The 25942-nt window shown below is 32.3% G+C and carries 21 protein-coding genes; 17 read left to right on the forward strand and 4 right to left on the reverse strand.

Going from position 1 to position 25942, the window contains the following annotated elements; all coding sequences use genetic code 11:
- Positions 1-115 precede the first annotated feature (115 nt).
- The 6 genes from BMY86_RS08035 (at position 116) to BMY86_RS08060 (ending at position 10591) form a co-directional block, all read left to right on the forward strand.
- On the forward strand, positions 116-4018 hold the full coding sequence (locus tag BMY86_RS08035) for a PQQ-dependent sugar dehydrogenase (protein ID WP_091467431.1): 3903 nt from the start codon (positions 116-118) through the stop codon (positions 4016-4018).
- Between the two features lie 209 nt (positions 4019-4227).
- A complete protein-coding gene (locus BMY86_RS08040; RefSeq protein ID WP_143065626.1) occupies positions 4228-4839 on the forward strand; it encodes a hypothetical protein in 612 nt (203 codons plus the stop codon).
- Between the two features lie 247 nt (positions 4840-5086).
- Positions 5087-8488 (forward strand): isoleucine--tRNA ligase, encoded by a 3402-nt coding sequence (ileS, locus tag BMY86_RS08045; protein WP_091467503.1) that lies wholly within the window; start codon positions 5087-5089, stop codon positions 8486-8488.
- A gap of 54 nt (positions 8489-8542) precedes the next feature.
- Positions 8543-8923: a TraR/DksA family transcriptional regulator gene (locus BMY86_RS08050; protein ID WP_091467435.1), complete on the forward strand. Its 381-nt coding sequence runs from the start codon at positions 8543-8545 to the stop codon at positions 8921-8923.
- A gap of 83 nt (positions 8924-9006) precedes the next feature.
- Positions 9007-9597, forward strand: a complete 591-nt coding sequence (locus tag BMY86_RS08055) for a lipoprotein signal peptidase (RefSeq protein WP_091467438.1) — start codon at positions 9007-9009, stop codon at positions 9595-9597.
- Positions 9598-9844: 247 nt separating this feature from the next.
- Entirely contained in the window at positions 9845-10591 is a 747-nt protein-coding gene (locus BMY86_RS08060) for a T9SS type A sorting domain-containing protein (protein ID WP_143065627.1), read from the forward strand.
- A 381-nt stretch (positions 10592-10972) separates the two neighbouring features.
- Here BMY86_RS08060 and BMY86_RS08065 read toward each other — a convergent pair whose 3' ends face one another.
- The 3 genes from BMY86_RS08065 to BMY86_RS08075 all read right to left on the reverse strand — a co-directional run bounded on the left by BMY86_RS08065 (position 10973) and on the right by BMY86_RS08075 (position 15456).
- On the reverse strand, positions 10973-12850 hold the full coding sequence (locus tag BMY86_RS08065) for a M1 family metallopeptidase (protein WP_091467442.1): 1878 nt from the start codon (positions 12848-12850) through the stop codon (positions 10973-10975).
- A gap of 83 nt (positions 12851-12933) precedes the next feature.
- On the reverse strand, positions 12934-14532 hold the full coding sequence (locus BMY86_RS08070; protein WP_091467445.1) for a S8 family peptidase: 1599 nt from the start codon (positions 14530-14532) through the stop codon (positions 12934-12936).
- Positions 14533-14598: 66 nt separating this feature from the next.
- The gene (locus BMY86_RS08075; protein ID WP_091467447.1) at positions 14599-15456 is read right to left on the reverse strand and encodes an MBL fold metallo-hydrolase; all 858 of its coding nucleotides are present in this window, start codon (positions 15454-15456) and stop codon (positions 14599-14601) included.
- A 315-nt stretch (positions 15457-15771) separates the two neighbouring features.
- On the opposite strand from BMY86_RS08075, the gene BMY86_RS08080 reads away from it, so the two are divergent.
- From BMY86_RS08080 to BMY86_RS08125, 10 genes are all read left to right on the forward strand, one after another.
- Positions 15772-16101, forward strand: a complete 330-nt coding sequence (locus BMY86_RS08080; protein WP_091467449.1) for a HesB/IscA family protein — start codon at positions 15772-15774, stop codon at positions 16099-16101.
- Between the two features lie 10 nt (positions 16102-16111).
- Positions 16112-17560 carry a Fe-S cluster assembly protein SufB gene (sufB, locus tag BMY86_RS08085; protein ID WP_091467452.1) on the forward strand — a complete coding sequence of 483 codons (1449 nt, stop codon included), beginning with the start codon at positions 16112-16114 and terminating at the stop codon, positions 17558-17560.
- Between the two features lie 2 nt (positions 17561-17562).
- Positions 17563-18054, forward strand: coding sequence for a flavodoxin family protein (locus BMY86_RS08090; RefSeq protein WP_091467454.1), 492 nt, complete (start codon positions 17563-17565; stop codon positions 18052-18054).
- A 5-nt stretch (positions 18055-18059) separates the two neighbouring features.
- Positions 18060-18809 (forward strand): Fe-S cluster assembly ATPase SufC, encoded by a 750-nt coding sequence (gene sufC / locus BMY86_RS08095; protein ID WP_091467457.1) that lies wholly within the window; start codon positions 18060-18062, stop codon positions 18807-18809.
- Between the two features lie 78 nt (positions 18810-18887).
- Positions 18888-20207, forward strand: a complete 1320-nt coding sequence (sufD, locus tag BMY86_RS08100; protein WP_091467459.1) for a Fe-S cluster assembly protein SufD — start codon at positions 18888-18890, stop codon at positions 20205-20207.
- A 45-nt stretch (positions 20208-20252) separates the two neighbouring features.
- Complete coding sequence (locus BMY86_RS08105; protein ID WP_091467461.1) at positions 20253-21473, forward strand: aminotransferase class V-fold PLP-dependent enzyme; 1221 nt, start codon at positions 20253-20255, stop codon at positions 21471-21473.
- Positions 21474-21484: 11 nt separating this feature from the next.
- Positions 21485-21976 carry a hypothetical protein gene (locus tag BMY86_RS08110; RefSeq protein WP_091467463.1) on the forward strand — a complete coding sequence of 164 codons (492 nt, stop codon included), beginning with the start codon at positions 21485-21487 and terminating at the stop codon, positions 21974-21976.
- Positions 21976-22395: a SufE family protein gene (locus BMY86_RS08115; protein WP_091467465.1), complete on the forward strand. Its 420-nt coding sequence runs from the start codon at positions 21976-21978 to the stop codon at positions 22393-22395. The genes BMY86_RS08110 and BMY86_RS08115 overlap by 1 nt, the downstream gene beginning before the upstream one ends.
- 46 nt (positions 22396-22441) lie before the next feature.
- Entirely contained in the window at positions 22442-22765 is a 324-nt protein-coding gene (locus BMY86_RS08120; RefSeq protein WP_091467467.1) for an SUF system Fe-S cluster assembly protein, read from the forward strand.
- Positions 22766-22838: 73 nt separating this feature from the next.
- Positions 22839-23342, forward strand: coding sequence for a DUF2480 family protein (locus BMY86_RS08125; protein WP_091467470.1), 504 nt, complete (start codon positions 22839-22841; stop codon positions 23340-23342).
- Positions 23343-23418: 76 nt separating this feature from the next.
- Here BMY86_RS08125 and hflX read toward each other — a convergent pair whose 3' ends face one another.
- Positions 23419-24645: a GTPase HflX gene (gene hflX, locus BMY86_RS08130; RefSeq protein ID WP_091467472.1), complete on the reverse strand. Its 1227-nt coding sequence runs from the start codon at positions 24643-24645 to the stop codon at positions 23419-23421.
- 161 nt (positions 24646-24806) lie between these two features.
- Here hflX and BMY86_RS08135 point away from each other — a divergent pair.
- Positions 24807-25942 (forward strand): choice-of-anchor J domain-containing protein (locus BMY86_RS08135; protein ID WP_143065628.1); only part of this gene is annotated, 1136 nt, incomplete at its 3' end.

Consider the following 25942-nt stretch of genomic DNA (forward strand, 5'->3'; position numbering starts at 1 on the left):
AAATATTTTCTGATTATTCAAAAATAAAGAAGTAACTTTAGTCGAAGTTTAAATCATTTTGTCGGATTTAACTTTATATGTTTTTCTTCATACTAATTAGCCTACCCTTTAGCCTATGAAAAAAATCTACTTCTTTTTATTGGTAATTTCGACTACTTGCCAATATGCTCAAACTCCAGTTACTAGTGGTCCGAATTGGACTGTAACAAACTTAACTCCCAACAACGCGCTAAATTTTCCTGGTGAAATTACCTATGGTCCGGATGGTTTTTTATGGATTACCGAACGGGTTGGAAAAAAAGTAGTTCGGGTTAATAAAACTACGGGTGCAATAAGCACTATGATTGACCTTTCTGCTCAGGTTTATCAAACTGCTGGACAAGATGGGTTGTTAGGATTTGCCATTCATCCAGATTTGTATACAAATATCGCAACCACAACAAATAATTATGTATATATCGCTTATACTTATAATAGTGGTGGAAGAAAATTAAGAATTTCAAGATTTACATTTAATAATGGTCCAAAAACATTAAGTGGTGAACAAATGTTGTTGGAAAATATGCCAGCAAGTAACGATCATAATTCGGGTAGATTAAAAATCGGACCTGATATGAAATTGTATTATACTTTTGGAGATCAAGGAAATAATCAATTTGCTAATGCTTGTAATCCAATTTTAGCTCAAAATTTACCCACTTCACCCACAAATTATACCAATTATCAAGGAAAAATATTACGAATCAATTTAGATGGAACCATTCCTTCCGATAATCCAACATTGGCAGGAGTTCAAAGTCATGTGTATACATACGGACATAGGAACCCACAAGGATTGGTTTTTGCTCAAAACGGAACACTTTATTCTTCAGAACATGGTGCAAAAGTTGACGACGAATTAAATATTATTGTACCCGGTAAAAATTATGGTTGGCCTTTAATTGCGGGATATTTTGATAATATGTCCTATAACTATTGCAATTGGTCAACCGCTTCACCCTGTAATGCGGGAAGTTTTTCAGATGATGTATGTGCGGCTGGCGTTACTCCAGTAGATGAATTCACTTCTTATCCTTCGGGACCGCCTTCTAATTTTATGCCGCCCATTGGAACGTATAACAGTACAAGTGCGGTGGTTCCAACAGGTGGGTTTTTGGGTTGGCCTACTGTTGCACCAGCCAGTATTGATATTTATGAATTGAATAAAATTCCTAATTGGGGCAGATCATTATTAATTCCAACTTTAAAAAAAGGTACGATTTATAGAGCGAAATTAGCGCCCGATGGGAATTCAATTATGGGTGGAGTTTATGAAAATTTCCATTCTTCAAATGACCGATATAGAGACATTGCTTTAGATCCAGATGGGGTAACATTTTATGCTGTTACTGATAATACAGGAAGTACTTCAGGTCCTTCGGGAAGTACAGCTGTTACCATTGTAAATCCTGGAGTTATTGTAAAAATTCAATATACGGGACCAACTGTTGTGAGTCCGCCAATTGCTAATTGTCAAAACATTACAACAACATTAGATACAACTGGGAATGTCACAATTTTACCTAGTCAAATTAATAATAATTCAACTGATGATGGTACAATTGTTTCTTACATTTTAGACAAAAGTACTTTTAATTGTTCTCATGTAGATACACCTCAACAAGTTTATTTAACTGTAGTAGATAATCAAGGTGGAGAAAGTAGTTGTGGAGCAATTGTTACTGTAAATAATAATAGTGCATTCGTAACACCAACTGGTTTAGCAGTTTCGGGAATTACAAATTCTTCTGCGAATTTAAATTGGACAAGTGCTTTTCCAGCTACATTTGAATTGCGTTACCGACAAATAGGAGCAGTAAACTGGATTCATCAAACAACAACTACAAATAATTTAATATTACAAGGTTTAGATCCAGGAACCAATTATGAAGTTCAAATTCGTTTAATTTGTGAAACAGCAACATCAAGTTATTCAACATCTGTAAATTTCACTACAACTTCAGGATATTGTGCGGTTACAGGTATAATTTCGGCTGGACATAATTATATAACGAATGTGGAATTAGGCTCTATTAATAATGCATCTGGGAATAATTCTTACACCTATTATTCAAGTGTTTCAACCAATTTAACGGCAGGAACTTCTAATACTATTATTATTTCGAAACCTTCAATTGCAAATGCCGCTAGAACTTGTGGGTTTTCGGTTTGGATCGATTATAATAGAGATGGTGATTTTTCTGATTCTGGCGAAAGAGTAGCTTTTACGTCTTCTTTAATTGCTGCAAGTGCAACTTCAGCAACTTTAAATTTTACAGTTCCTAGCACAATTTCTATTGGTTCAACTAGAATGCGAGTGGAATGTCAGCAAACTGCTACGCCAACTGTATTTTGTGGTGCTATTCATGCAACCAATCCATCGGAAGCAGAAGATTATATGATTAATTTAATTTTACCATGCGGAACTTCAACTACTTCATGGAATGGTACGGCTTGGACGAATGGTTTACCCGATAGCAGAAAAGCTGTTGTGTTTAATGCCAATTACCAATCAACTGGAATAATTGAAGCGTGTAGTGTAGCTGTAAATGGAACAGCAAATGTGGTTTTCAACTCTAATCACACTTTAAAAGTTACCAACAATGTTACAGTTGCCGCAGGAGCTAGTTTAACTTTTGAAAACAATGCCAGTTTATTACAAATTAATAATTCTGTAAATTCTGGTTCTATTAAAGTCAAACGAAATTCAACTCCGATGATTCGTCAAGATTATACGGCTTGGTCATCACCAGTAAATAATCAACAATTATTGGCTTTTTCTCCAAATACGCTTCCTTCGCGTTTTTATGAGTATTTGTCAACCGGAATGACAACTCCTACAGCTTATCAATCGATAGTTCCAACTAATAATTTTACGAACGGAAAAGGTTATATGATTCGAGTAGCTGATAATTGGTCGCCAACCCTTCCGACTATTTATAATGGTGAATTTAATGGTGTTCCATTTAACGGAACCGTTTCGCCGGTTTTAGGAATAGGGTATAATTTATTAGGAAATCCGTATCCTTCCCCAATTAATGCTAGAACGTTTTTATCCGATAATCCGAACATTAATACGTTGTATTATTGGACGCATACTGTTGCAGCTGTTGCAGGTTCTTATCCGGTAAATAATTATGCTTCTTACACAACATTAGGTGGAGTAGCAGCAGCAGCTGGTGGAGCGATACCGGTCGATTTTATACAAGTCGGACAAGGTTTCTTTGTTAATACTACTATAGGTGGAAGCGCTAATTTTAATAATAATCAAAGAAGTTACGGATCGTCTAGTATGCAATTTTATAAGACCACAATTTCTGAAGAAAAACATAGAATTTGGTTGAATTTAAATGATGCAACTTATAATTATAATCAAATTTTGGTTGGGTATGCAGATGGAGCATCAAATTCAATTGATACCTCTGATGGATTGGTTTTTAACGATGTAACTTCCATGATTTATAACTTGATAAATAATCAAAAGTATGTGATACAAGGTAGAGAAGTTCCTTTTGTAGATACAGATGTTGTTCCGATTGGTTTGAAAATCACACAAGATGGGAATTACACTATTTCACTTCAAAATTTTGATGGATTATTTGAAAATCAAAATATTTATTTAAAAGACAACTACTTCTTTACGATTCATGATTTAAAACAAGGTGCTTATAGTTTTACATCACAAACAGGTGAGTTTAACGATAGAATCCAAATTGTGTATAAAAACGAAATGTTATCTATAGAAGAAGTGGATGATTTGATAGTTTTTGCTGAATCAAATGAAACCGTATTTAAATCGTTACATGAAAACATTAAAGAGATAATTGTATATGATGTTTTAGGTAGAAAACTCAACCATTTTCAAAACATTAACCTTAACACGTATAAGACTAATAAAATACAAAATCAAGATCAAGTTCTGTTATTGAAGGTGATTTTGAATTCTGGGAAAATTCTCACCAAAAAGCATTTCAAATAAAAAACCACACCCTTAATCGGGTGTTTTTATTTTATAAAACACTGATAAACAGTTATTTAAATTTAACCCCAGTGTATTTTATCGAAAAAATTTTCATTTCATCAAATGATAATGCCATTCAACTAAAATGTATGCTTTGTAACGTAATATTAATAGAACTTTAACGGGTTATGAGTAATTTCATCTTGTTAATGTTAAATAATAGAGTTATGAATAAAAAATACAAATTAATTGCCCGCATCATTACATTACTTTTCATACAATTTAATTTTGCACAAGTTGGTATTGGAACTACTAATCCTCAAGCAACTTTACATGTACAAGGTAACTTACGCGTTACCAATACAAATAACACTACAACATCGGAAACTCTTTTAGGTAATTGTAGTCAAGGTGATATTACTTCTATAAAAGTAGGTGAAGGTTTAATGTTAAAAGACAATGAACTTTCTAATACTAATACAAGTTCCCCAACAAAATACAAAATCATTGGAGTACCAATTGTTACAGTAGCACCAAATCAAAATTTTGATAATCTTAATTTAGATTTAAATGGCGCTAATATTGATGTAGTTGTTTTTAGATTAGCAGCTGGTCATAATTACACCATTTCAGGAATTTCGGGAGGTGTAGACGGTAGACATGTTATTATTTATAATTCTTCTGCGGTAAACTTAACAATTAACAATATGAGTTCTTCAAATCCATTAAACCATATTGATACTTTAGGGTCTGCAACTGCTACTTCAGGGGTAGGAACAATTGAGTTTGTATATGATGGAATGTTAAATAAATGGATTGTTATTAATATAAGAAACTAAGAGATACGTGAGGAAAAAACACAAACTTCGGAAACTTTTTTAAAAACCATTAGACATAATTGTACTAATGGTTTTTTTTATTTCTATAGTTAGAATTGGAATAAATTTTTTAATAAAATAGATCAATTACTAAAAACATTTAAATTTTTTAGTAAAGTTTTGTTAAACCAAGTAACTTTTGCCTTTTTACTTTTGCCTTTTTACTTATATTGATTACTTTCGCAGATTGATTTTAGAAAACGATAAAATGAACACAAAATTTACTGAATACAAAGGACTTGACTTGCCTACAGTAGCATCTGAAGTTCTTGATTTTTGGAAAAAAAATAACATCTTCGATAAAAGTGTAACTACACGTGAAGGAAACCAACCGTATGTATTTTTTGAAGGACCACCTTCTGCAAACGGATTACCTGGAATTCACCACGTAATGGCACGCGCTATTAAAGATATTTTTTGTCGTTATAAAACTCAAAAAGGATTCCAAGTTAAGCGTAAAGCGGGTTGGGACACACATGGTTTACCTGTAGAATTAGGTACCGAAAAAGAATTAGGTATTACTAAAGAAGATATCGGAAAAACCATTTCGGTTACCGAATACAACGAAGCGTGTAAAAGAACGGTTATGCGTTATACAGACGTATGGAACGACCTTACCGAAAAAATGGGGTATTGGGTAGATATGGAAGATCCGTATGTAACGTACAAATCGAAATACATGGAATCGGTTTGGTGGTTACTAAAACAAATTTATACTAAAGATTTATTATACAAAGGATACACGATTCAACCGTATTCACCAAAAGCAGGTACCGGTTTATCTTCTCATGAAGTAAATCAACCAGGTTCGTATCGTGATGTTACAGATACTACAATTGTTGCACAGTTTAAAGCTTTAGAAGAAACGTTACCAAACTTTTTACAAGGTTTCGGAACTATTCATTTCTTAGCTTGGACAACTACACCTTGGACGTTACCAAGTAACACAGCGTTAACAGTTGGGCCAAAAATCGATTATGTTTTAGTTAAAACGTTCAATCAATATACTTTCGAACCAATCAATATTATTTTAGCTAAGAATTTAGTTGGAAAACAGTTTGGTGGAAAATATTTTGTAGCTGAAACGGAAGAAGATTTTGCAAACTACAAATCGGAAGATAAGAAAATACCATATCAAATATTAACTGAGGCAAAAGGTGCGGATTTAGTTGGAATTCGTTACGAACAATTATTGCCTTGGGCGTTACCATATCAAACACCAGAAAATGCTTTTAGAGTGATTTCTGGTGATTTCGTAACTACAGAAGATGGAACAGGTATTGTACACACAGCACCAACTTTCGGAGCGGATGATGCTAAAGTAGCGAAAGAAGCTACTCCAGAAGTACCGCCAATGTTAGTGTTAGATGAAAATGGAAACGCAGTTCCTTTAGTTGATTTACAAGGTAAATTCATCAAAGGTTTAGGTGTTTATTCTGAAAAATATGTGAAGAATGAATACTATAACGATGGCGAAGCTCCTGAAAAATCAGTTGATGTTGAAATCGCAATCTTATTAAAAGAAGAAAACAAAGCCTTTAAGGTTGAAAAATATGTACACAGTTATCCTCATTGTTGGAGAACTGACAAACCAATTTTATACTATCCGTTAGATTCTTGGTTCATTAAAGTAACTGAAATCAAAGACAGAATGTTCGATTTAAACGAAACTATCAATTGGAAGCCAAAAGCAACTGGTGAAGGTCGTTTCGGAAATTGGTTAAAAAATGCTAACGATTGGAACTTATCGCGTTCAAGATATTGGGGAATTCCATTACCATTGTGGAGAAATGACGAAGGAACAGAAACAATTTGTATTGGATCAGTTGAAGAATTATACAACGAAATTGAAAAAGCAATTGCTGCAGGTTTCATGACGGAAAATCCATACAAAGGATTCGAAATCGGAAATATGGAGGAATCAAATTACGATTTAGTGGATTTACATAAAAACATTGTTGATACTATCGTTTTAGTTTCTCAAAGTGGTAAACCAATGAAACGTGAATCAGATTTAATTGACGTTTGGTTTGATTCTGGTGCTATGCCTTATGCACAATGGCATTATCCATTTGAAAATAAAGCATTAATTGAAGAGAATAAAGCTTTTCCAGCTGATTTTATTGCGGAAGGAGTAGACCAAACACGTGGTTGGTTTTATACCTTACATGCGATTGGAACATTAGTATTTGATAAAGTAGCTTATAAAAATGTAGTTTCAAACGGTTTAGTACTAGACAAAAACGGACAAAAAATGTCGAAACGTTTAGGAAATGCAGTTGATCCTTTTACAACTTTAGCAGAATACGGTCCTGATGCGACGCGTTGGTACATGATTTCGAATGCTAATCCTTGGGATAACTTAAAATTTGATATTGAAGGTGTAGCTGAGGTACGTAGAAAATTCTTCGGAACGTTATACAATACGTATTCGTTCTTTGCGTTATATGCTAACATCGACGGATTTACCTATAGTGAAGCGGAGGTTCCTTTAGCAGAAAGACCAGAAATTGACCGTTGGATTTTATCGGAATTAAATACGTTAATTCAACAAGTTGATGAAGCCTATGCAGATTACGAACCAACTCGTGCAACACGTGTAATTTCCGATTTCGTGCAGGAGAATTTAAGTAACTGGTACGTACGTTTATGCCGTCGCAGATTCTGGAAAGGTGAGTATGCGCAAGACAAAATTGCAGCTTATCAGACGCTTTATACATGTTTAGAGACAGTTGCTAAATTATCGGCACCTGTAGCTCCGTTCTTTATGGATAAGCTTTATAAAGACCTGAATGCCACGACAAATAAGGAAAGTTTTGAAAGTATTCACTTAGCAAACTTCCCGGTTTCAGTTGAAAACTTTGTTGATAAATCGCTAGAAAGTAGAATGCAGAAGGCACAAACGATATCATCGCTAGTATTATCGTTACGAAAAAAGGAAATGATAAAAGTACGTCAACCTTTACAAAGGGTAATGATTCCGGTACTTGACGAGGTTTTCAAGTCGGAAATTTTAGCTGTGGCGGACTTAATAAAGGCTGAGGTTAACGTAAAAGAAATAGAGTTGTTAGACGACGCTTCTGGCGTGTTAGTGAAGCAAATTAAACCAAATTTCAAAGCATTAGGACCACGTTTCGGTAAGGATATGGGCTTGATTGCCAAGGAAATACAACAATTTTCGCAAGAGCAAATTAATGAATTAGATAAAGCAGGCGAAATAACAATTGTTAGTTCAGAAAAAAGTATTACTTTAACAATCGAAGATGTTGAGATTTCTTCTCAAGATATTCCAGGTTGGTTAGTAGCCAATTCTAACGGAATTACGGTTGCTTTAGATATTACAATTTCTGAAGAATTACGTAAGGAAGGAATAGCAAGAGAGTTAGTCAACAGAATTCAAAATATTCGTAAGGATTCTGGTTTTGAAGTTACAGATAAAATTACCGTTCAAATTCAAAACAACGAAATTATTGAACAAGCGGTCATCGCAAATGAATCGTACATAAAGTCAGAAACACTTACAAATGAATTAGTTTTTGTACCAGAAATTAAAAATGGTACGGAAATTGAGTTTGATGAACTAGAAACAATAATTTTAATTTCTAAATAGGGAAACCTACATTGGTTGTAGTCCCTAAATGGAAATAACTAAAACTAATGAATTATGGTAGAGGAAAAAATAAGATTCTCTGACGCTGAATTAGCAGAATTTAAAGAATTAATTCAATCGAAATTAGAAAAAGCTAAAAACGATTTAGATTTAATCAAAAGTGCTTACTTAAATGACTTAAATAACGGAACAGATGATACATCTCCAACATTTAAAGCTTTTGAAGAAGGAAGCGAAACGATGTCTAAAGAAGCGAATTCGCAATTAGCTATTCGTCAAGAAAAATTCATTCGTGATTTAAAAAATGCTTTAATTCGTATCGAAAACAAAACCTATGGTATTTGTAAAGTAACAGGTAAATTAATCAATAAAGACAGATTAAAACTTGTTCCTCATGCAACCATGAGTATTGAAGCAAAAAACATGCAACGTTAAAAATCGTTAATATTGATAATAACGCTCCTTTTGGAGCGTTTTTTTTTAATAAAAAAACTACTTTTGTAAAAAATTTAAAAAGAATGACTGTTAAAAAGGCTTATATATTTATTTTCCTAATTATACTAATCGATCAAATTTCTAAAGTATACGTAAAAACAAATTTTATACTTCATGAAGAAGTATCTGTGTTTAGTTGGTTTAAAATTTTGTTTGTTGAAAACGAAGGTATGGCTTGGGGCGCTCAATTACCTGGCGAATATGGTAAATTGGCCTTAACGGTTTTTAGAATATTAATTTCACCAGTTATCATGTGGTGGCTTTGGGATTCAATTAAAAAAGAACAATCTAAGTTTTTAATTGTAGCTATTTGTTTAATTTTAGCTGGAGCTTTAGGAAATTTAATTGATTCAATTTTTTACGGTGTAATGTTTAACGATAGTGGCGCTCAAGTAGCAACTATTTTTTCTAACGAACCTTATGGAAGATTACTTTATGGAAACGTAGTTGATATGTTCTATTTTCCAATTTGGAAAGGCGATTTACCAGAATGGTTACCAATTGTTGGCGGAAAACCTTTTACTTTTTTCAATGCTATTTTTAATGTTGCCGATGTGGCCATTTCAACTGGTTTCGGGATTTTAATCGTATTTAATAAAAAATGTTTTAAATAAGATTTTACTTTTACTTTGTTTTAAATCTTGATTTATTAGTTTTTTAATTGTTAAAATTTAACAATTTTTATGGATTTGCCGTAACGTTTTTTTTTTTTTTTCATTTTAGATTTGTAGTTCAAATTTCTCGAGAATAATTTGAAACAAAAATTATAATAAGTACCTAAACTAATAATTTATTATGAAAAATATTTTTTTAAATTTTATTATATTATTTTCAATATGTTCTTTTTCACAAAATAGAAAAATGAATATTTCGAGTAACAATAATGAGATTTCAATTTTAATTAATCAGGATGAAAAGAATATTGAGAACTATATTATTCAATTTGAAGAATCATCTGTATTAAAATTAGAGGGAGAATACACTGATTTTCAAATTATTTTTGATTTGAAAAATAAACAATTAAACATAAAAATTTCTGATAAAATTTATTATTTTATTATTGATAGAAAAATATCCAATGAGAATTTTTATTCTTGTATAGGTTTAAGTAAAAGAATAGGTGATTTTGAAATTAAAAAAGGGAATAGTAACACTTCTTTTTTTGATTTAAACATTAATAAATTATCTTCTAATAATTCAACTTTAAGTATGTCTTGTACTAGTGGAGGTACAGGTGCTACGGAATGTTCTGTAAATTCTACAATAGGTCCAGTAAGCACCGGTTGTCAAGTGTCGTGTGGCACAGGTTATTATGCTTGTTGTAATGATGATACTACAGTTTGTAAATGCATTGCAAAGTCAAAATCTATTTCACAAGAGAGATTTTCATTAATGATTAATCCTACAAAAGATCTAATTAAATTTGAAGGCTCTAATTTTGCAAAGCATAAAATAAGAATTTTTAATATGAATGGTGAAATGTTTATAGATAATATTGTTTTAACTAATGAAATCAATATTTCTAAATTAACACCTAATATTTATATATATCATATTTATGATGAAAATGGCTATGAACAAGAAGGTAAATTGATTATTAAAAACTAATTATTTTTGCAAAAATTATTCAATTCTAAAATTTGAAATTAAATCTTCTGCCAATAGTTTTTTTAAAAAGTTGCTTCAAAATATTTAGGCGCAATTTGAGCTGCAGTTGCAGTTTATGAATTTGGAAATTGTATGAATTATTGGTAATATAAAAATGAAAAAAACAAACTTAATTATTTTGATAGGATTATTAATAATCGGTTTTATTACAGAAGTTATTAATGGGAAAATTTACATCTATAATACATTTGATATAATTAAAATATGTATTATTTCATTATGTTTAATTTTTGCTTTGTTGCATTATAAAGATTCTAAAAAAAATTTATAAATAGTTACTTAACAAAAAAGCCGATTGAATTTCAATCGGCTTTTTTTATTTTATGGTTGTTTCGGATATTTTACATTATCCTCTTTTTTCACATCAGCCATTAAATTACTTGGGTCGATTACAATAATTTTAATACCACCTTTTTCTTTTGGTGTTTCAAAAGTATATGTCGGATGAGCCCAATCCCAACCATTTAAAACAGTTCTTTTAAGATGTGTATATGGATTTGGTTTTTCCCAACGCATTAACGTATTCGGAATATAGAAATATTCTTTATCTCCATTACTGTATTCTACCACTACATCAATAGGCATTGGCATTCTGCCTTTTCTTTCTAAAGTGATTTTGTTATTTTCAACCGATTTAATGCTATAATCTATTGTATTGGTAGTTTGTGTCCATTCGTTTAAATACCAGTCTAAATTCGCTCCAGAAACCTTCTCAGCGGTTCTTTTAATGTCATTTGGAGTTGGATGCGTGAATTTATAATCGGCATAATACTTTTTAATTGTTTTTTCAAGGTTTTCCTGACCGATGATATATCCTAATTGAGCTAAAAAGATTTCCCCTTTGCTATACGCTCCAATACCATACGATTGATTTAAATCATAACGATCAGCATGTGTCGTTAATGGTTGTTCTTTTCCAGAATTTGCTACAAAAACATAATTACTGTACGAATCGGCAAACGGACTTTCCGGTTCTTTTGGAGGTAAAATTTCATTCATGGCTAAATCAGATATGAAAGTCGTAAATCCTTCATCCATCCAACAATGTTTCGATTCGTTAGTAGCTAAAATATGTTGAAACCAACTGTGTGCAAACTCGTGTGCCGTTACACCAACTAAACTTCCATAACTTCTGTTACCTGTAATTAAAGTACACATAGCATATTCCATACCACCATCACCACCTTGAATTACCGAATATTGTTTGTACGGATACGTTCCAACATGCTTGTTGAAATACGCTAATAATTCAGCTGTTTTTGGTTGCATTTTTTTCCAATTCTCTATATTTTCTTTCTTGTTTTTATAGAAGAAATGCAATTCTGTATCGTTTTCACCCATAATTTTATCATGAATGTATTCGGCATCAGCTCCCCAAGCAAAATCGTGCACATTTGGTGCTACAAAATGCCAAGTCAGCGTTTTTGTTTTCTTTGGATATTTCACTACTACACCTGCATCTTCATACCCTTTTCCAATTTCATTTTTATTTTGAAGGTATCCTGTTGAACCAATAGTATACTCTTTATCAATTGTAATGTTCACATCAAAATTTCCCCAAACACCGTGAAATTCTCTAGCAATATAAGTATCTGCATGCCAACCTTCGAAATCATATTCAGCCATTTTTGGATACCATTGCGTCATTGAAAGCGCCACGTTTTCTTCAGAATTTCTACCTGAACGACGAATTTGTAACGGCACTTGACCATCAAAATCTAAGGTAAAATTAGTAGATGATTTTGGTAAAATAGCTTGTGGTAACGTAACTTCTAAAACTGTTCCAACCACTCTTGTTTGAGCAACCATTCCGTTTTGTTTAAAGTTCGATACATTTAAATAGCCAATTTCATTTGGTTTCAACGTGCTGATTTTACTTTCTTTTACTTCTTTGTTTTCTTTCATGAATTTACGAACCATACGTTTGTCTGGATCGGCAATAGTTTGTAAACGTAAATCCATTGCGCTTCCGGGTTGGAAAGCATTATTGTATAAATGGAAAAACACTTTTTTCAAGGTGTCAGGTGAATTATTAGTATACGCTAATTCCTGATTTCCTTTGTATTGGTATTTTTTTACATCCATATTCACGTTCATTTTATAATCAACGTGTTGTTGCCAATACCCAGGATTTGGATTGTTTTGAGCAAATGAAAATCCAACAGTTAGGATAAACAAATTGGTAATTAATTTTTTCATGCGTTTGAATTTGGTATAAATAAGAAAACCACAAAGATAAACGGGAAGTTCAAACTTTGTGGTTTTTTAACTATTTTATAAGACTATTTTTTAGCCATTTTTTCTGCCATTATTAAAGCATTGTAAGCATTTACAATTTTTCCAGTTTTTGAAACATCTGAAAAAGAAGCTTTATGCTTGTCTTCACCTACAGAAATCGTGTTGCTTAAAGAAGTTCCACTTTCCATTATAATTTGTTTCACTTGATTTGCTGTTAAACTTGGATAGTACGAACGAATTAAAGCAGCAACACCAGCTACGTTTGGAGAAGCCATAGATGTTCCTTGTAAATATTCGTATGTATTTAATGGAGTTGTTGCATAAATTTTCATACCTGGAGCAAAAATATCTACATTGTTTTTTCCGTAGTTAGAAAAACCAGCAACCATTTTACTACCATAATCTACATTTAATGCTCCAATGATTAAAACATTATTAGCAAATTCTGGTTCGTTATTGTATGAATCTGTTGGGAATTTGTTTTCTTTATCTAAATCTTTAGAATCGTTACCCGCTGCAAAAATTACTAAAACATCTTTTGAAGCTGCATATTTAATTGCATCAACTACCCAAGAAGAGTGTTGAGAAAAATATTTTCCAAATGAACCATTAATAACTTTAGCACCATTATCTACTGCATAACGAATACCTAAAGCGATATCTTTATCGTACTCATCACCATTTGGTACTGCACGAACAGCCATAATTGCAACATTGTTTGCTACACCATCACCACCTTTTTTGTTTCCTCTTACTTGAGCAACAATTCCGGCAACGTGCGTTCCGTGTTTAGCTTCTTTTGGCTCTGGACCAACAACATTATTGTTACCGTATTTAGTATCTTTTATGTCGTCCGGATTATCACCAACAATTTTTCTTCCATCGAAATCTACATTTAAATTGTAGTTTAATTGACCATAAACATAATCTTTAAAGCCTTCAATTTCTTTGTCGAATTCCGCTTTAGTCATACCTGTTAAAATTTGAGAATACATAGCTTTAGCTTGTAACACACTTTGGTCTGTACTTTCAATTTTTTTAATATCTTCTAAGGTATAATTGTCTTTTTTCAAATGATTTTTAAGCGCTTTATCAGCATTTAAAATCATGTCTAATTGCTGTTTTTCACCTTGTAAATTTTGAAGTTCTTCATCTAATTGTGCTTTCGCTTTATCGTAATCAGGAGTACCTGGTCCTTTTTTTACAATACGTGTCATTTCTAATTGTTCATGAACAGCATCTCCTAAGAAATTCCAACCATGAATATCATCTACATATCCGTTTTTATCATCGTCAATTTTATTTCCAGCGATTTCTTTTGGATTGGTCCAGATTACCGATTTTAAATCTTCATGATTAATATCTACTCCAGAATCAACGATTCCAACAATAACTTTCTGACCTTTTTTCCCTTTTAGTAATTCAGCATATGCTTTATCTACACTCATTCCAGGAACCGTGTCTTTAGTTAAATCTAAATGCGACCATCTTTGTAAATCTTTTTCCGCTAAAGGAGTAGTTTTTAAAGGCATTTTGTCAATATTTTCAACTGGAGTTGAAACCATTTTAGATGCCGATCCACAACCAACTAAAGCCAATGCTAATGCTGATGATAGATATAAAGGTTTGATTCTTAAATTCATACGATTAAATTTTAATTTTTGATTTGTAAGTATTATTTGGTTTGTGTTACATTATTTAACATTTTTTTAAAAAATATCTTCACAAGAGAAGACTTCTTTCAATCGAACACCTTTTTCTGTTCGCTCTACTGTAATGATTTGATTATGCGCATCGTGTTCTAAAAACAAATAGTAATTGTTATCAGCGGCAGCATTCATAAACTTTGCTTTTTCGTCTAAGGTTAATAGCGGACGCGTGTCGTAACCCATTACATACGGAATAGGAATATGACCTGCAGTGGGTAGTAAGTCGGCGCAAAATACAATAGTTTTTCCTTTATAATTGATGTGTGGTAACATTTGTTTTTCGGTATGACCATCGGCAAATAAAATATCAAAGCCTAATTCAGAATTTTTTAAAAAATCAGAATCAGGTCTGTTAATGAATTTCAACTGACCGCTTTCTTGCATCGGAATGATGTTTTCATGTAAAAAAGAAGCTTTTTCACGAGAATTTGGTTTTGTAGCCCATTCCCAATGGTTGTCGTTGGTCCAAAAAGAAGCATTTTTAAAAGCTACTTCGTAACCTGTTTTATCGGCATTCCAATTGACACTTCCACCACAATGGTCGAAATGTAAATGCGTCATAAAAACATCGGTAATATCATCACGATGAAATCCTGCATTTTTTAATGATTTATCTAAAGAATGATCGCCCCAAAGAGAATAATAACCAAAAAATTTTTCGGATTGTTTAGTACCCATTCCGGTATCTATTAAAATAAGTTTGTTCCCTTCTTCAATTAACAAACAACGTGCCGCAATATCAATTAAATTATTAGCATCTGCTGGATTGGTTTTGCTCCAAATTGTTTTAGGAACTACTCCAAACATGGCACCACCATCTAACTTAAAATTTCCTGCTTCTATTGGGTAAAGTTTCATAACTAGTTTTTGTTCTGTTTAGTGTTGGTTTCATGACTATTTATTCTTGAATAATTTTCAATAAACAAACGATTTCAATAGTAATGATTACACGTTTTTTTAATTTTTAGCCAAATTACAAAAATTTATATAAATTAAAACTATAGTCAAATAGTTATAAAAATGTTAGTAAATCTTGTAAAAAGCATTTTATGGCTTATCTTTGCAGTTAATTTAGACAAGTTTAAAATAAGACAAATATAAGGAACATTGAAACAATCTCAATAATGAGTAGGGTTTGGTGTGAATTAATTATAATAAATAATAACTAAAGTTATGATAAAAGTTTCAGAATCTGCAAGTAAGAAAATTGTCGACATGATGAAAGAAGACGGTTTTGATGCTGCTATTGATTACGTTAGAGTAGGCGTGAAAAGTGGTGGTTGTTCAGGGTTGTCGTATGAATTGAAATTTGACAAAGAGATTGGAGAAAATGATAAAGTTTTTGAAGACAACAATGTGAAAATCGCAGTTGAAAAAAAATCATTTTTGTATTTAGCAGGAACGGTTTTAGAATATTCTGGCGGTTTAAATGGAAAAGGTTTTGTTTTTAATAATCCAAATGCGCAAAGAACTTGTGGTTGTGGAGAGAGTTTCTCTCTATAAATAAAAAAATATGAGTAAGTATACAGAAGACGACTTAAAAGTCGAATTAGAAAATAAAGAATACGAATACGGATTTTATACCGAACTTGAGTCGGAAACATTTCCTATTGGCCTAAATGAAGATATCGTTCGTGCCATTTCTAAGAAGAAAGAAGAGCCAGAATGGATGACAGAATGGCGTTTAGAAGCGTTTAGAGCATGGCAAGAAATGATTGAGCCAGAATGGGCAAATGTTAATTATGAAAAGCCAGATTTTCAAGCGATTTCGTATTATTCAGCACCTAAAAAAGCAGATCCAAATAAAACTTTAGATGATGTAGATCCTGAATTATTAGCGATGTACAAAAAGCTAGGAATTTCTTTGGATGAACAAAAGAAAATGAATAACGTGGCGATTGATATCGTTGTCGATTCAGTTTCTGTAGCTACAACGTTCAAGAAAACGCTAGCGGAAAAAGGAATCATCTTCATGAGTATTTCTGAAGCGATTAAAGAGCATCCAGAATTGGTTCGTAAATATATTGGTACGGTAGTTCCTATGAAAGATAATTTCTATGCAGCTTTAAACTCGGCAGTTTTCTCTGATGGAAGTTTCTGTTACATTCCAAAAGGCGTAAAATGTCCGATGGAATTATCAACGTATTTCCGTATCAACCAAGGTGGAACAGGACAATTTGAAAGAACGTTACTAGTAGCAGACGAAGGGAGTTATGTTTCTTATTTAGAAGGATGTACAGCTCCAAGTCGAGATGAAAATCAATTGCACGCAGCGGTTGTTGAATTAATTGCAATGGACGATGCGGAAATTAAATATTCAACAGTTCAAAACTGGTATCCAGGTAACAAAGAAGGTAAAGGTGGGGTTTTCAACTTCGTAACGAAAAGAGGTTTATGTGAGAAAAACGCAAAAATTTCTTGGACACAAGTAGAAACAGGTTCTGCCGTGACTTGGAAATATCCATCTTGTGTATTAAAAGGCGACAATTCAATTGGTGAATTTTATTCAATTGCGGTTACCAATAATTTCCAACAAGCGGATACGGGTACCAAAATGATCCACTTAGGAAAAAATACGAAGTCAACTATTATTTCAAAAGGTATTTCTGCTGGAAAATCACAAAACAGTTACCGTGGATTAGTTCAAATTAGTCCGCGTGCCGAAAACGCTCGTAATTTTTCACAATGTGACTCGTTATTAATGGGTAATAATTGTGGTGCACATACGTTTCCTTACATCGAATCGAAAAATTCTACTGCGAAAATAGAACACGAAGCTACGACTTCAAAAATTGGTGAAGACCAAGTATTCTATTGTAACCAACGTGGAATTCCTACAGAAAAAGCAATTGCTTTAATTGTAAACGGATTCAGTAAAGAAGTTTTAAATAAATTACCAATGGAATTTGCTGTAGAAGCTCAGAAATTATTGGAAATTAGTTTAGAAGGTTCGGTAGGATAAAAATGAAAAACAGCAAAGTAATCATAGTGGGTTCTTCAAGAAATAATGGAAATACAACCAAAATTATTGAAACCATCGCTAATGAAAATGAATTTGACATCGTAAATTTAAACGATTACCAATTTTCATATTACGATTACGAAAACAAAAATAGAGAAGATGATTTTCTGCCATTAATGAAGAAGATTATCGAAAATTATGAAACACTAATTTTTGCCACGCCAATTTATTGGTATAATATGAGTGGTATTATGAAAGTGTTTTTTGATAGAATTTCCGATTTATTAACTATCGAAAAAGAATTAGGTAGACAATTAAGAGGAAAAAATATGGCAGTAATTGCCAATACATCTGATGAAGAGTTAGATTATGATTTTTTCTTGCCTTTTAGAAAATCGGCAGAATATCTAGGAATGAACTATTTAGGAGATGTTTATATAAATGCAAACACAACAATAGAAAACGATAAAATAAAATTTTTAAAAGATAAATAAATCTCATGTTACAAATTAAAAATTTACATGCTTCAGTAGAAGACAAAGACATATTAAAAGGAATCAACCTTGAAATTAAAGCTGGAGAAGTTCATGCGATTATGGGACCAAATGGTGCTGGTAAATCAACGTTATCTTCTATCATTGCAGGAAATGAAAATTATGAAGTATCAGAAGGAGAAATCTTTTTAGATGGTGAAGAAATTTCAGAATTAGCACCTGAAGAAAGAGCGCATAAAGGAGTTTTCTTATCGTTCCAATATCCTGTAGAAATTCCTGGAGTTTCGGTAACTAATTTCATCAAAACAGCTATCAACGAAAAACGTAAAGCGAACAAGCAAGAAGAAATGCCAGCTAACGAAATGTTGAAATTAATTCGTGAGAAATCAGAATTATTAGAAATGGATAGAAAATTCTTATCTCGTTCTTTAAATGAAGGTTTTTCTGGTGGTGAAAAGAAACGTAACGAAATTTTCCAAATGGCAATGTTAGAACCTAAAATTGCTATTTTGGATGAAACCGATTCAGGTTTAGATATCGATGCTTTACGTATTGTTGCTAACGGTGTAAATAAATTAAAAAATGAAAACAACGCGGTATTAGTAATTACACACTACCAACGTTTGTTAGATTATATCGTTCCAGATTTCGTTCACGTATTAATGGATGGAAAAATTGTAAAATCAGGAGATGCCTCTTTAGCTTTAGAATTAGAAGAAAAAGGTTACGATTGGATTAAAGCAGAAATTCAGTAATCAGTATTCAGTCTCAGTCTCAGTAAACAGATTTTACTGTAACTGTAAACTGCCACTGTAAACTGTAAACTAAAAGAAATGGAATTAAAAGAAAAATTAATATCGTCTTTTATGGCGTTTGAAGAGAAAATTGCAGATGTAAATACTGATTTACATGAAATTAGAACTTCAGCTATAAAAAACTTCGAAAATAAAGGCTTCCCAACCAAAAAAGAAGAAGCTTGGAAATATACTTCGTTAAATGCAATTCTAAAAAACGATTTTAGTGTATTTGCTAAAAATGAAAATGCTATTGAATTTGCAGAAGTAAAAAAATACTTCTTAAACGATGTAGATACATACAAAGTTATCTTTATCGACGGGAAATTCAGTTCGTATTTGTCTTCAACTACTCATGATGGTTTAGATGTTTGTTTGATGTCTTCGGCTTTAACCAAACCTAAATACAAAATGGTTATTGATGAATATTTCAACAAAATTGCCAGTAAAGAAGAAAGCTTAACATCTTTAAATACTGCATTTTCTTTAGAAGGTGCGTATGTAAATATTCCAAGAAGTAAAGTAGTAGAAAAACCTATTGAAATTATTTATTTCTCTACTGGTTCAGAAGCAGCTTTAATGACTCAACCAAGAAACTTAATTGTTGTTGGAGAAAATTCACACGTACAAATTGTAGAGCGTCATCAGAGTTTAAATAATAACCCAGTTTTAACGAATTCGGTTACTGAAATTTTCGCTCAAAAACGTGCTATTGTGGATTATTATAAAGTTCAGAATGATTTACAAACTGCCAATTTAATTGATAACACTTACATTGCTCAAAAGCAAGATAGTCATGTTTCGGTACATACTTTTTCTTTTGGAGGAAATATTACTAGAAACAATTTGAATTTCTATCATCAAGGAGAACATATCGATTCAACTTTAAAAGGAATTACGATTATAGGCGACAAGCAACACGTAGATCATTATACTTTAGTGCAACACGCAACACCAAATTGCGAAAGTCACCAAAACTATAAAACGATTTTAAATGACAGTGCTACTGGCGTTTTCAACGGTAAGATTTTCGTAGAAAAAGAAGCGCAAAAAACAGATGCTTTCCAACAAAACAATAATATCTTGTTAACGGATAAAGCTACAATTAACGCAAAACCTCAATTGGAAATTTTTGCAGACGATGTAAAATGTTCGCACGGTTGTACCATCGGACAATTAGATGAAAACGCAATGTTTTACATGCAACAACGTGGAATTCCGAAAAAAGAAGCCAAGGCATTGTTAATGTATGCGTTTACTAGCGAAGTTACCAGCAGCGTAAAAATACCAGAATTAAAAGCAAAAATTGCTCGTATTATCGCCGACAAATTAGGTGTAAATATGGGATTTGATTTATAATAAGTAGGAACCGCTTTAGGGCGGTTTTATTTTTAAAGATATAGTATGTTCGATATTCAAAAAATAAGAGCTCAATTTCCAATATTATCTGAAACCGTTAACGGAAAACCTTTAGTGTATTTCGACAACGGTGCTACGTCTCAAAAACCGCAAGTAGTTATTGATAGTATTGTAAATTATTATTCTAAATACAACGCGAATATTCATCGTGGTGTGCATACGTTGAGTCAGATTGCAACAGATGCGTACGAAGAAGCGCGTTTGAAAATTCAAAAGCATTTTAATGCGAAACATAATTACGAAATCATCTTAACTTCAGGAACTACAGAAAGTATCAACTTGGTAGCAAATGGATTTGCCTCTTTATTACAAAAAGGAGATGAAATTATTGTTTCGGCTTTAGAACACCATAGTAATATTGTGCCATGGCAAATGTTATGCGAACATACAGGTGCGATTTTAAAAGTGATTCCTATGAGTATTCATGGGGAATTAATCATGGAAGAATACGATAAATTAGTATCAGATAAAACAAAATTGGTTTTCTGTAATCATATTTCAAATGCATTAGGAACGTTAAATCCGATTGAAGAAATTATTACAAAAGCGCATGCGGTTGGAGCTGCTGTGTTAATTGATGGTGCACAATCGTGTCCGCATATCAAACCAGATGTTCAAGCGTTAGATGTTGATTTTTACGTAACTTCAGCACATAAAATGTGTGGACCAACAGGTGTTGGTATGTTGTACGGTAAAGAAGAATGGTTACGTAAATTACCTCCTTACAAAGGCGGTGGAGAAATGATTGCAACGGTAACTTTTGAAAAAACTACGTATGCCGATTTACCACATAAATTTGAAGCTGGAACTCCAAATATTTGTGGCGGAATTGCTTTCGGAACGGCAATTGATTTTATGAATGAAGTTGGATTTGATAATATTGCCAAACACGAACATGAATTATTAGAATACGGAACAAAACGCTTACAAGAAATTGAAGGAGTAACCATTTATGGTCCAACCGATTTGAGTAAAAAAGCTTCTGTAATTTCTTTCAATATTGAAAATATTCATCCGTATGATATTGGCACGATTATAGATAGACAAGGTATAGCGGTACGTACTGGTCATCATTGTGCGCAACCGATAATGGACTTTTTCAAAATACCAGGAACCATAAGAGCAAGTTTTGCTTTTTATAATACTAAAGAAGAAATTGATATATTTGTAGAAGCCGTTAAAAAAGCAAAAATGATGTTATCTTAAATCTTTATGTTATGAAACTTTTTACTCTCTTAGCAACATTAGTAATTACGATTACAGGTTGCAATTGCCAAAAAAAGAAATTAGAAAATGCAAATTTTGCACCGCCAGAAGTAGTGGAAACAAGAGTAAGTAATATGCAAACTGAAGTTCCAACTATGTATTACGAAGCGAATACTAGAGGTTTTTTTATGGCATTAAAAGTAGAAAACAAAACCTTATACATTTCTAGAGATAGAGACTTTAAAGAATATTCAGATAAAAAGACAATATCAGATAAAGATTGGACAGAAATTTCAGCATTAGCGAAAGCAGTTGATTTAGAGAAAGTGAAAGATTTGAAATGGCCAACAGAGAAAAGATATTATGATGGTGCGGCTCATGCGAATATTATTTTCGAATCGAAAGGTGTAAAGTATCCAGCTAATGGATTCGATCACGGATTTCCACCTGTTGAAATTGAAACTTTAGTTAATAAAATTACCAAATTAGCAGAACAAGAATAATGACAATACAAGAAATACAAGCAGATATCATTGATGAATTTTCAATGTTTGATGATTGGGATGAACGCTTTCAATATGTAATCGATTTAGGAAAAAATTTACCTTTAATCGATGAGAAATTTAAAACAGAAGAAAACACCATTAAAGGATGTCAATCTAAAGTTTGGTTGAATGGTGAATACAAAGACGATAAAGTAGTGTTTACTGCCGATAGTGACGCGATAATCACAAAAGGAATTATTGCTATTCTGATTCGTGTTTTTTCAAATCAGACGCCGTCAGCTATCTTAGAAGCAAATACCGATTTTATTGACGAAATCGGATTAAAAAGTCATTTATCACCAACTAGAGCTAACGGATTGGTATCAATGATTAAACAAATTAAAATGTATGCTTTAGCTTTTGGTGCGAAGCAGTAAATAATAATAATTAAAATGAGATTGCTTCGCAAGCTCGCAATGACATATGGAAGAATTTAAAGACGAAATCAATTTAGGAGAAAGTGTTGTAAAAGTACTTAAAGGTATTTACGACCCTGAAATTCCAGTTGATATTTATGAATTAGGTTTAATCTACGACGTAATGATTAACGAAGACAATGAAGTAAAAATATTAATGACCTTAACGTCGCCAAATTGTCCCGTTGCCGAATCATTACCATTGGAAGTAGAAGAAAAAATCAAAGGGATTGATACCATTAAATCGTGTGAAGTAGAAATTACTTTCGATCCACCATGGAGCAAAGATTTAATGAGTGAAGAAGCAAAATTAGAATTAGGAATGTTGTAAAATGTTTGTAGTTTATTGTTAGTAGTTGCAAATAGCACCAATAACAATAAACCAAAAACAATAAACCAATATAATGGACGAAATTGTAAATAAAGTTGCCAATAGTAAGTTAATGGTTTTCGATTTAGAAGATTATTATCCGGATGATCATGTGGTTGTAGTAGACATCTCGCAATGGTTGTTTGGTGGATTTATTTTGAAAGAAACCGAATTTAGAGAACAATTAAAAAATTTCGATTGGTCTGTTTACGAAGATAAATACGTAGCTTTATATTGTTCGGAAGACGCTATTTTACCGGCATGGGCTTACACTTTGGTAACTGTTCATTTAGCGCCATATGCGTTAAAAGTCATTCAAGGCGATCTGAAAGCAGCTGTTATCGATTGGTATCAAGATGTGTTGAACAAATTGGATTATACCGAGTATTTCGATAAACCTATCATTTTAAAAGGTTGTTCTAAAAAAGACGTTCCGAATGAAGTATATGCTTTGGCGATTCAATATTTAATGAAAGTTTCTAAAAGTATCATGTTTGGTGAAGCTTGTTCGGCTGTTCCCTTATTCAAAAAGAAATAATTGAAATTATAAAAAAATCCAGTCGTAGACTGGATTTTTTGTTTTTTACTGAACACTCAAAACTGAGAACTGAACACTAATTTTCTTCCTCAATTACATCTTTATAATCAGGATATAAGAATTTGTTATAAGGGAAACGTGTAATGTGAATTTCTCTTACCGCTTCATATACTTTTTCTCTAAATTCTTCAAAATTTGTTTTATCGGTAGCCGAAATGAAAAGGGTTTTGCTTTCACCAAGCTGACTCATCCATGTATTTTTCCAATCTTCTAAAGAGAAATTTTTCGTTGTTTTTTCGATACTTTCATCGCTCTCATCAATTTTTACATATTTGTAAGCATCAATTTTATTGAAAACCATTATCGTTGGTTTATCATCACTTTTAATGTCTTTTAAAATCTGATTTACCGATTCGATATGATCCTCAAAATCAGGATGTGAAATATCCACAACATGCAATAATAAATCGGCTTCTCTAACTTCATCCAATGTACTTTTGAATGAATCTACTAATTGAGTTGGTAATTTTCGAATAAACCCAACCGTATCCGAAAGTAAGAAAGGTAAATTTTTAATAACTGTTTTTCGAACTGTTGTATCTAAAGTGGCGAATAATTTATTTTCTACAAATACTTCACTTTTTCCAACAGCATTCATTAAAGTCGACTTTCCAACATTTGTATAACCAACTAAAGCTACACGCACCATTGCCCCACGATTACTTCTTTGAATCGCCATTTGTTTGTCAATCGTTTTGATTTTTTCTTTTAATAACGAAATTCTATCTCTAACGATACGACGGTCGGTTTCAATTTCTGTTTCTCCAGGTCCACGCATACCAATACCACCTTTTTGTCTTTCTAAGTGCGTCCACATTCCGGTTAAACGAGGTAATAAATACTGACATTGCGCTAATTCAACCTGTGTTCTAGCATAAGATGTTTCGGCTCTTTGTGCAAAAATATCTAGAATTAAATTGGTACGATCTAAAACCTTGCATTCCAATTCTCTAGTAATATTTTTTTGTTGAGATGGAGACAATTCATCATCAAAAATAACGGTACTAACCGATTGGTCTTTAATATAATATTTTATGTCTTCTAATTTACCCGTTCCAACAAAAGTTTTTGGATTTGGTTTATCCATTTTTTGAGTAAATCTTTTAACAACTTCACCACCCGCTGTAAATGTTAAAAATTCCAATTCATCAAGATATTCATTTAGCTTATCTTCGTTTTGGTTTTGAGTAACAATCCCAACAATAACAGTCTTTTCGAAGTTATGTTTTTCTATTTCTAACATTGTTTTTTTATTTATTTAACAAAAACAACCGTTATTTTTTGATTAATAACAACGATGTTTTTTGTCGATTTTTAAAGCATTATATCGATTAATTTAGTCTAGGGTAATAGACTCATTAAATTTGTTTACAAATATATAAACTTAAACACACAAACACTATAATGAGAAAACTACTTTTACTTTTATTAATGTTGGTAGGTTTCAATGTTTTTGGTCAAACTGAAGACTTTGAAGGGCTAACATTTCCACCAACCGGCTGGACTATTTTTGAGACCGGTACTGGTGTGTCACAAAGTTGGACGGAAACCGCAAATCCATTATTTACCTATGGAGGTGTTGGTAAATCTGCTTTCTTGAATCGTGAAAATGTTCCGGATGGAACTTTTGCTGTCGATTGGTTGGTTACTAAACAATTAACGGTACCAGCTAATGGTCAAATTCGTTTTTTCACGAAAACATTACAAGCGGGTAATCAATTGAGTTTGTTTGATGTAAAGATTTCAACTACATCACAAACTAATCCAGCGAGTTTTACTACTATTCAATCATGGGATGAATCATCTTTAACTACTGTAGCCAATGTTTATGAAGAAAAAGTTATTGATTTAAATACAGCAACTTATCCAGCGGGAACATTAGTATACATTGCCTTTGTTATGACTAATGACAATGGTGATAGATGGTTAATTGATAATTTTAATCTATTACAAAAATGTAGTACTCCAACGGCTCCATTAAATACAACTAATGAATCTACCGACTCAGCACAATTAAGTTGGGGAAATCCTGATGGCGCAACAGAATGGGAAGTTCAGGTTTGTCCATTTTCAGATACTTTTGGTGGACCAACTACTATTACGTATACAAACGTATTAACAAATCCATTTATTGCTACTGGTTTACAACCGAACACTTTGTATAAATTTCAAGTTCGTAAAGTTTGTACAGGTACTTTAGGGGAATATACTAGTGATTGGTTTGGACCTCGAAGTTTCCAAACAACTTCTTTTGGAGATACTTGTGCCGGTCCTATTATAGTTGGTACTTTGCCTTATTCTTCAACTGAAAATACAGCAAATTTTTTAGATACAAATGATTTACAACCGCCTTTAGCTTGTACTGGTTCTGCTACAAACTATATGGCTGGAAATGATGTGTTTTATTCGTTTACTCCATCTTTTACAGGAAATATTGCTGTGAGCTTAACTCCAACTGCTGCAAATTCAAGTATCCATATTTATAGTGCTTGTCCGGGTACAGCTGGAGCAACGTGTTTATGGGGAGCTGGAAATAATAC

Source organism: Flavobacterium urocaniciphilum (assembly GCF_900110615.1).
Taxonomy (GTDB): domain Bacteria; phylum Bacteroidota; class Bacteroidia; order Flavobacteriales; family Flavobacteriaceae; genus Flavobacterium; species Flavobacterium urocaniciphilum.

Bases quoted from the DNA above. Each gene is read 5' to 3' on its own strand.
- BMY86_RS08035 (WP_091467431.1), top strand. From the start codon at position 116: ATGAAAAAAATCTACTTCTTTTTATTGGTAATTTCGACTACTTGCCAA.
- BMY86_RS08040 (WP_143065626.1), top strand. From the start codon at position 4,228: ATGAATAAAAAATACAAATTAATTGCCCGCATCATTACATTACTTTTC.
- ileS (WP_091467503.1), top strand. From the start codon at position 5,087: ATGAACACAAAATTTACTGAATACAAAGGACTTGACTTGCCTACAGTA.
- BMY86_RS08050 (WP_091467435.1), top strand. From the start codon at position 8,543: ATGGTAGAGGAAAAAATAAGATTCTCTGACGCTGAATTAGCAGAATTT.
- BMY86_RS08055 (WP_091467438.1), top strand. From the start codon at position 9,007: ATGACTGTTAAAAAGGCTTATATATTTATTTTCCTAATTATACTAATC.
- BMY86_RS08060 (WP_143065627.1), top strand. From the start codon at position 9,845: ATGAATATTTCGAGTAACAATAATGAGATTTCAATTTTAATTAATCAG.
- BMY86_RS08065 (WP_091467442.1), bottom strand. From the start codon at position 12,850: ATGAAAAAATTAATTACCAATTTGTTTATCCTAACTGTTGGATTTTCA.
- BMY86_RS08070 (WP_091467445.1), bottom strand. From the start codon at position 14,532: ATGAATTTAAGAATCAAACCTTTATATCTATCATCAGCATTAGCATTG.
- BMY86_RS08075 (WP_091467447.1), bottom strand. From the start codon at position 15,456: ATGAAACTTTACCCAATAGAAGCAGGAAATTTTAAGTTAGATGGTGGT.
- BMY86_RS08080 (WP_091467449.1), top strand. From the start codon at position 15,772: ATGATAAAAGTTTCAGAATCTGCAAGTAAGAAAATTGTCGACATGATG.
- sufB (WP_091467452.1), top strand. From the start codon at position 16,112: ATGAGTAAGTATACAGAAGACGACTTAAAAGTCGAATTAGAAAATAAA.
- BMY86_RS08090 (WP_091467454.1), top strand. From the start codon at position 17,563: ATGAAAAACAGCAAAGTAATCATAGTGGGTTCTTCAAGAAATAATGGA.
- sufC (WP_091467457.1), top strand. From the start codon at position 18,060: ATGTTACAAATTAAAAATTTACATGCTTCAGTAGAAGACAAAGACATA.
- sufD (WP_091467459.1), top strand. From the start codon at position 18,888: ATGGAATTAAAAGAAAAATTAATATCGTCTTTTATGGCGTTTGAAGAG.
- BMY86_RS08105 (WP_091467461.1), top strand. From the start codon at position 20,253: ATGTTCGATATTCAAAAAATAAGAGCTCAATTTCCAATATTATCTGAA.
- BMY86_RS08110 (WP_091467463.1), top strand. From the start codon at position 21,485: ATGAAACTTTTTACTCTCTTAGCAACATTAGTAATTACGATTACAGGT.
- BMY86_RS08115 (WP_091467465.1), top strand. From the start codon at position 21,976: ATGACAATACAAGAAATACAAGCAGATATCATTGATGAATTTTCAATG.
- BMY86_RS08120 (WP_091467467.1), top strand. From the start codon at position 22,442: ATGGAAGAATTTAAAGACGAAATCAATTTAGGAGAAAGTGTTGTAAAA.
- BMY86_RS08125 (WP_091467470.1), top strand. From the start codon at position 22,839: ATGGACGAAATTGTAAATAAAGTTGCCAATAGTAAGTTAATGGTTTTC.
- hflX (WP_091467472.1), bottom strand. From the start codon at position 24,645: ATGTTAGAAATAGAAAAACATAACTTCGAAAAGACTGTTATTGTTGGG.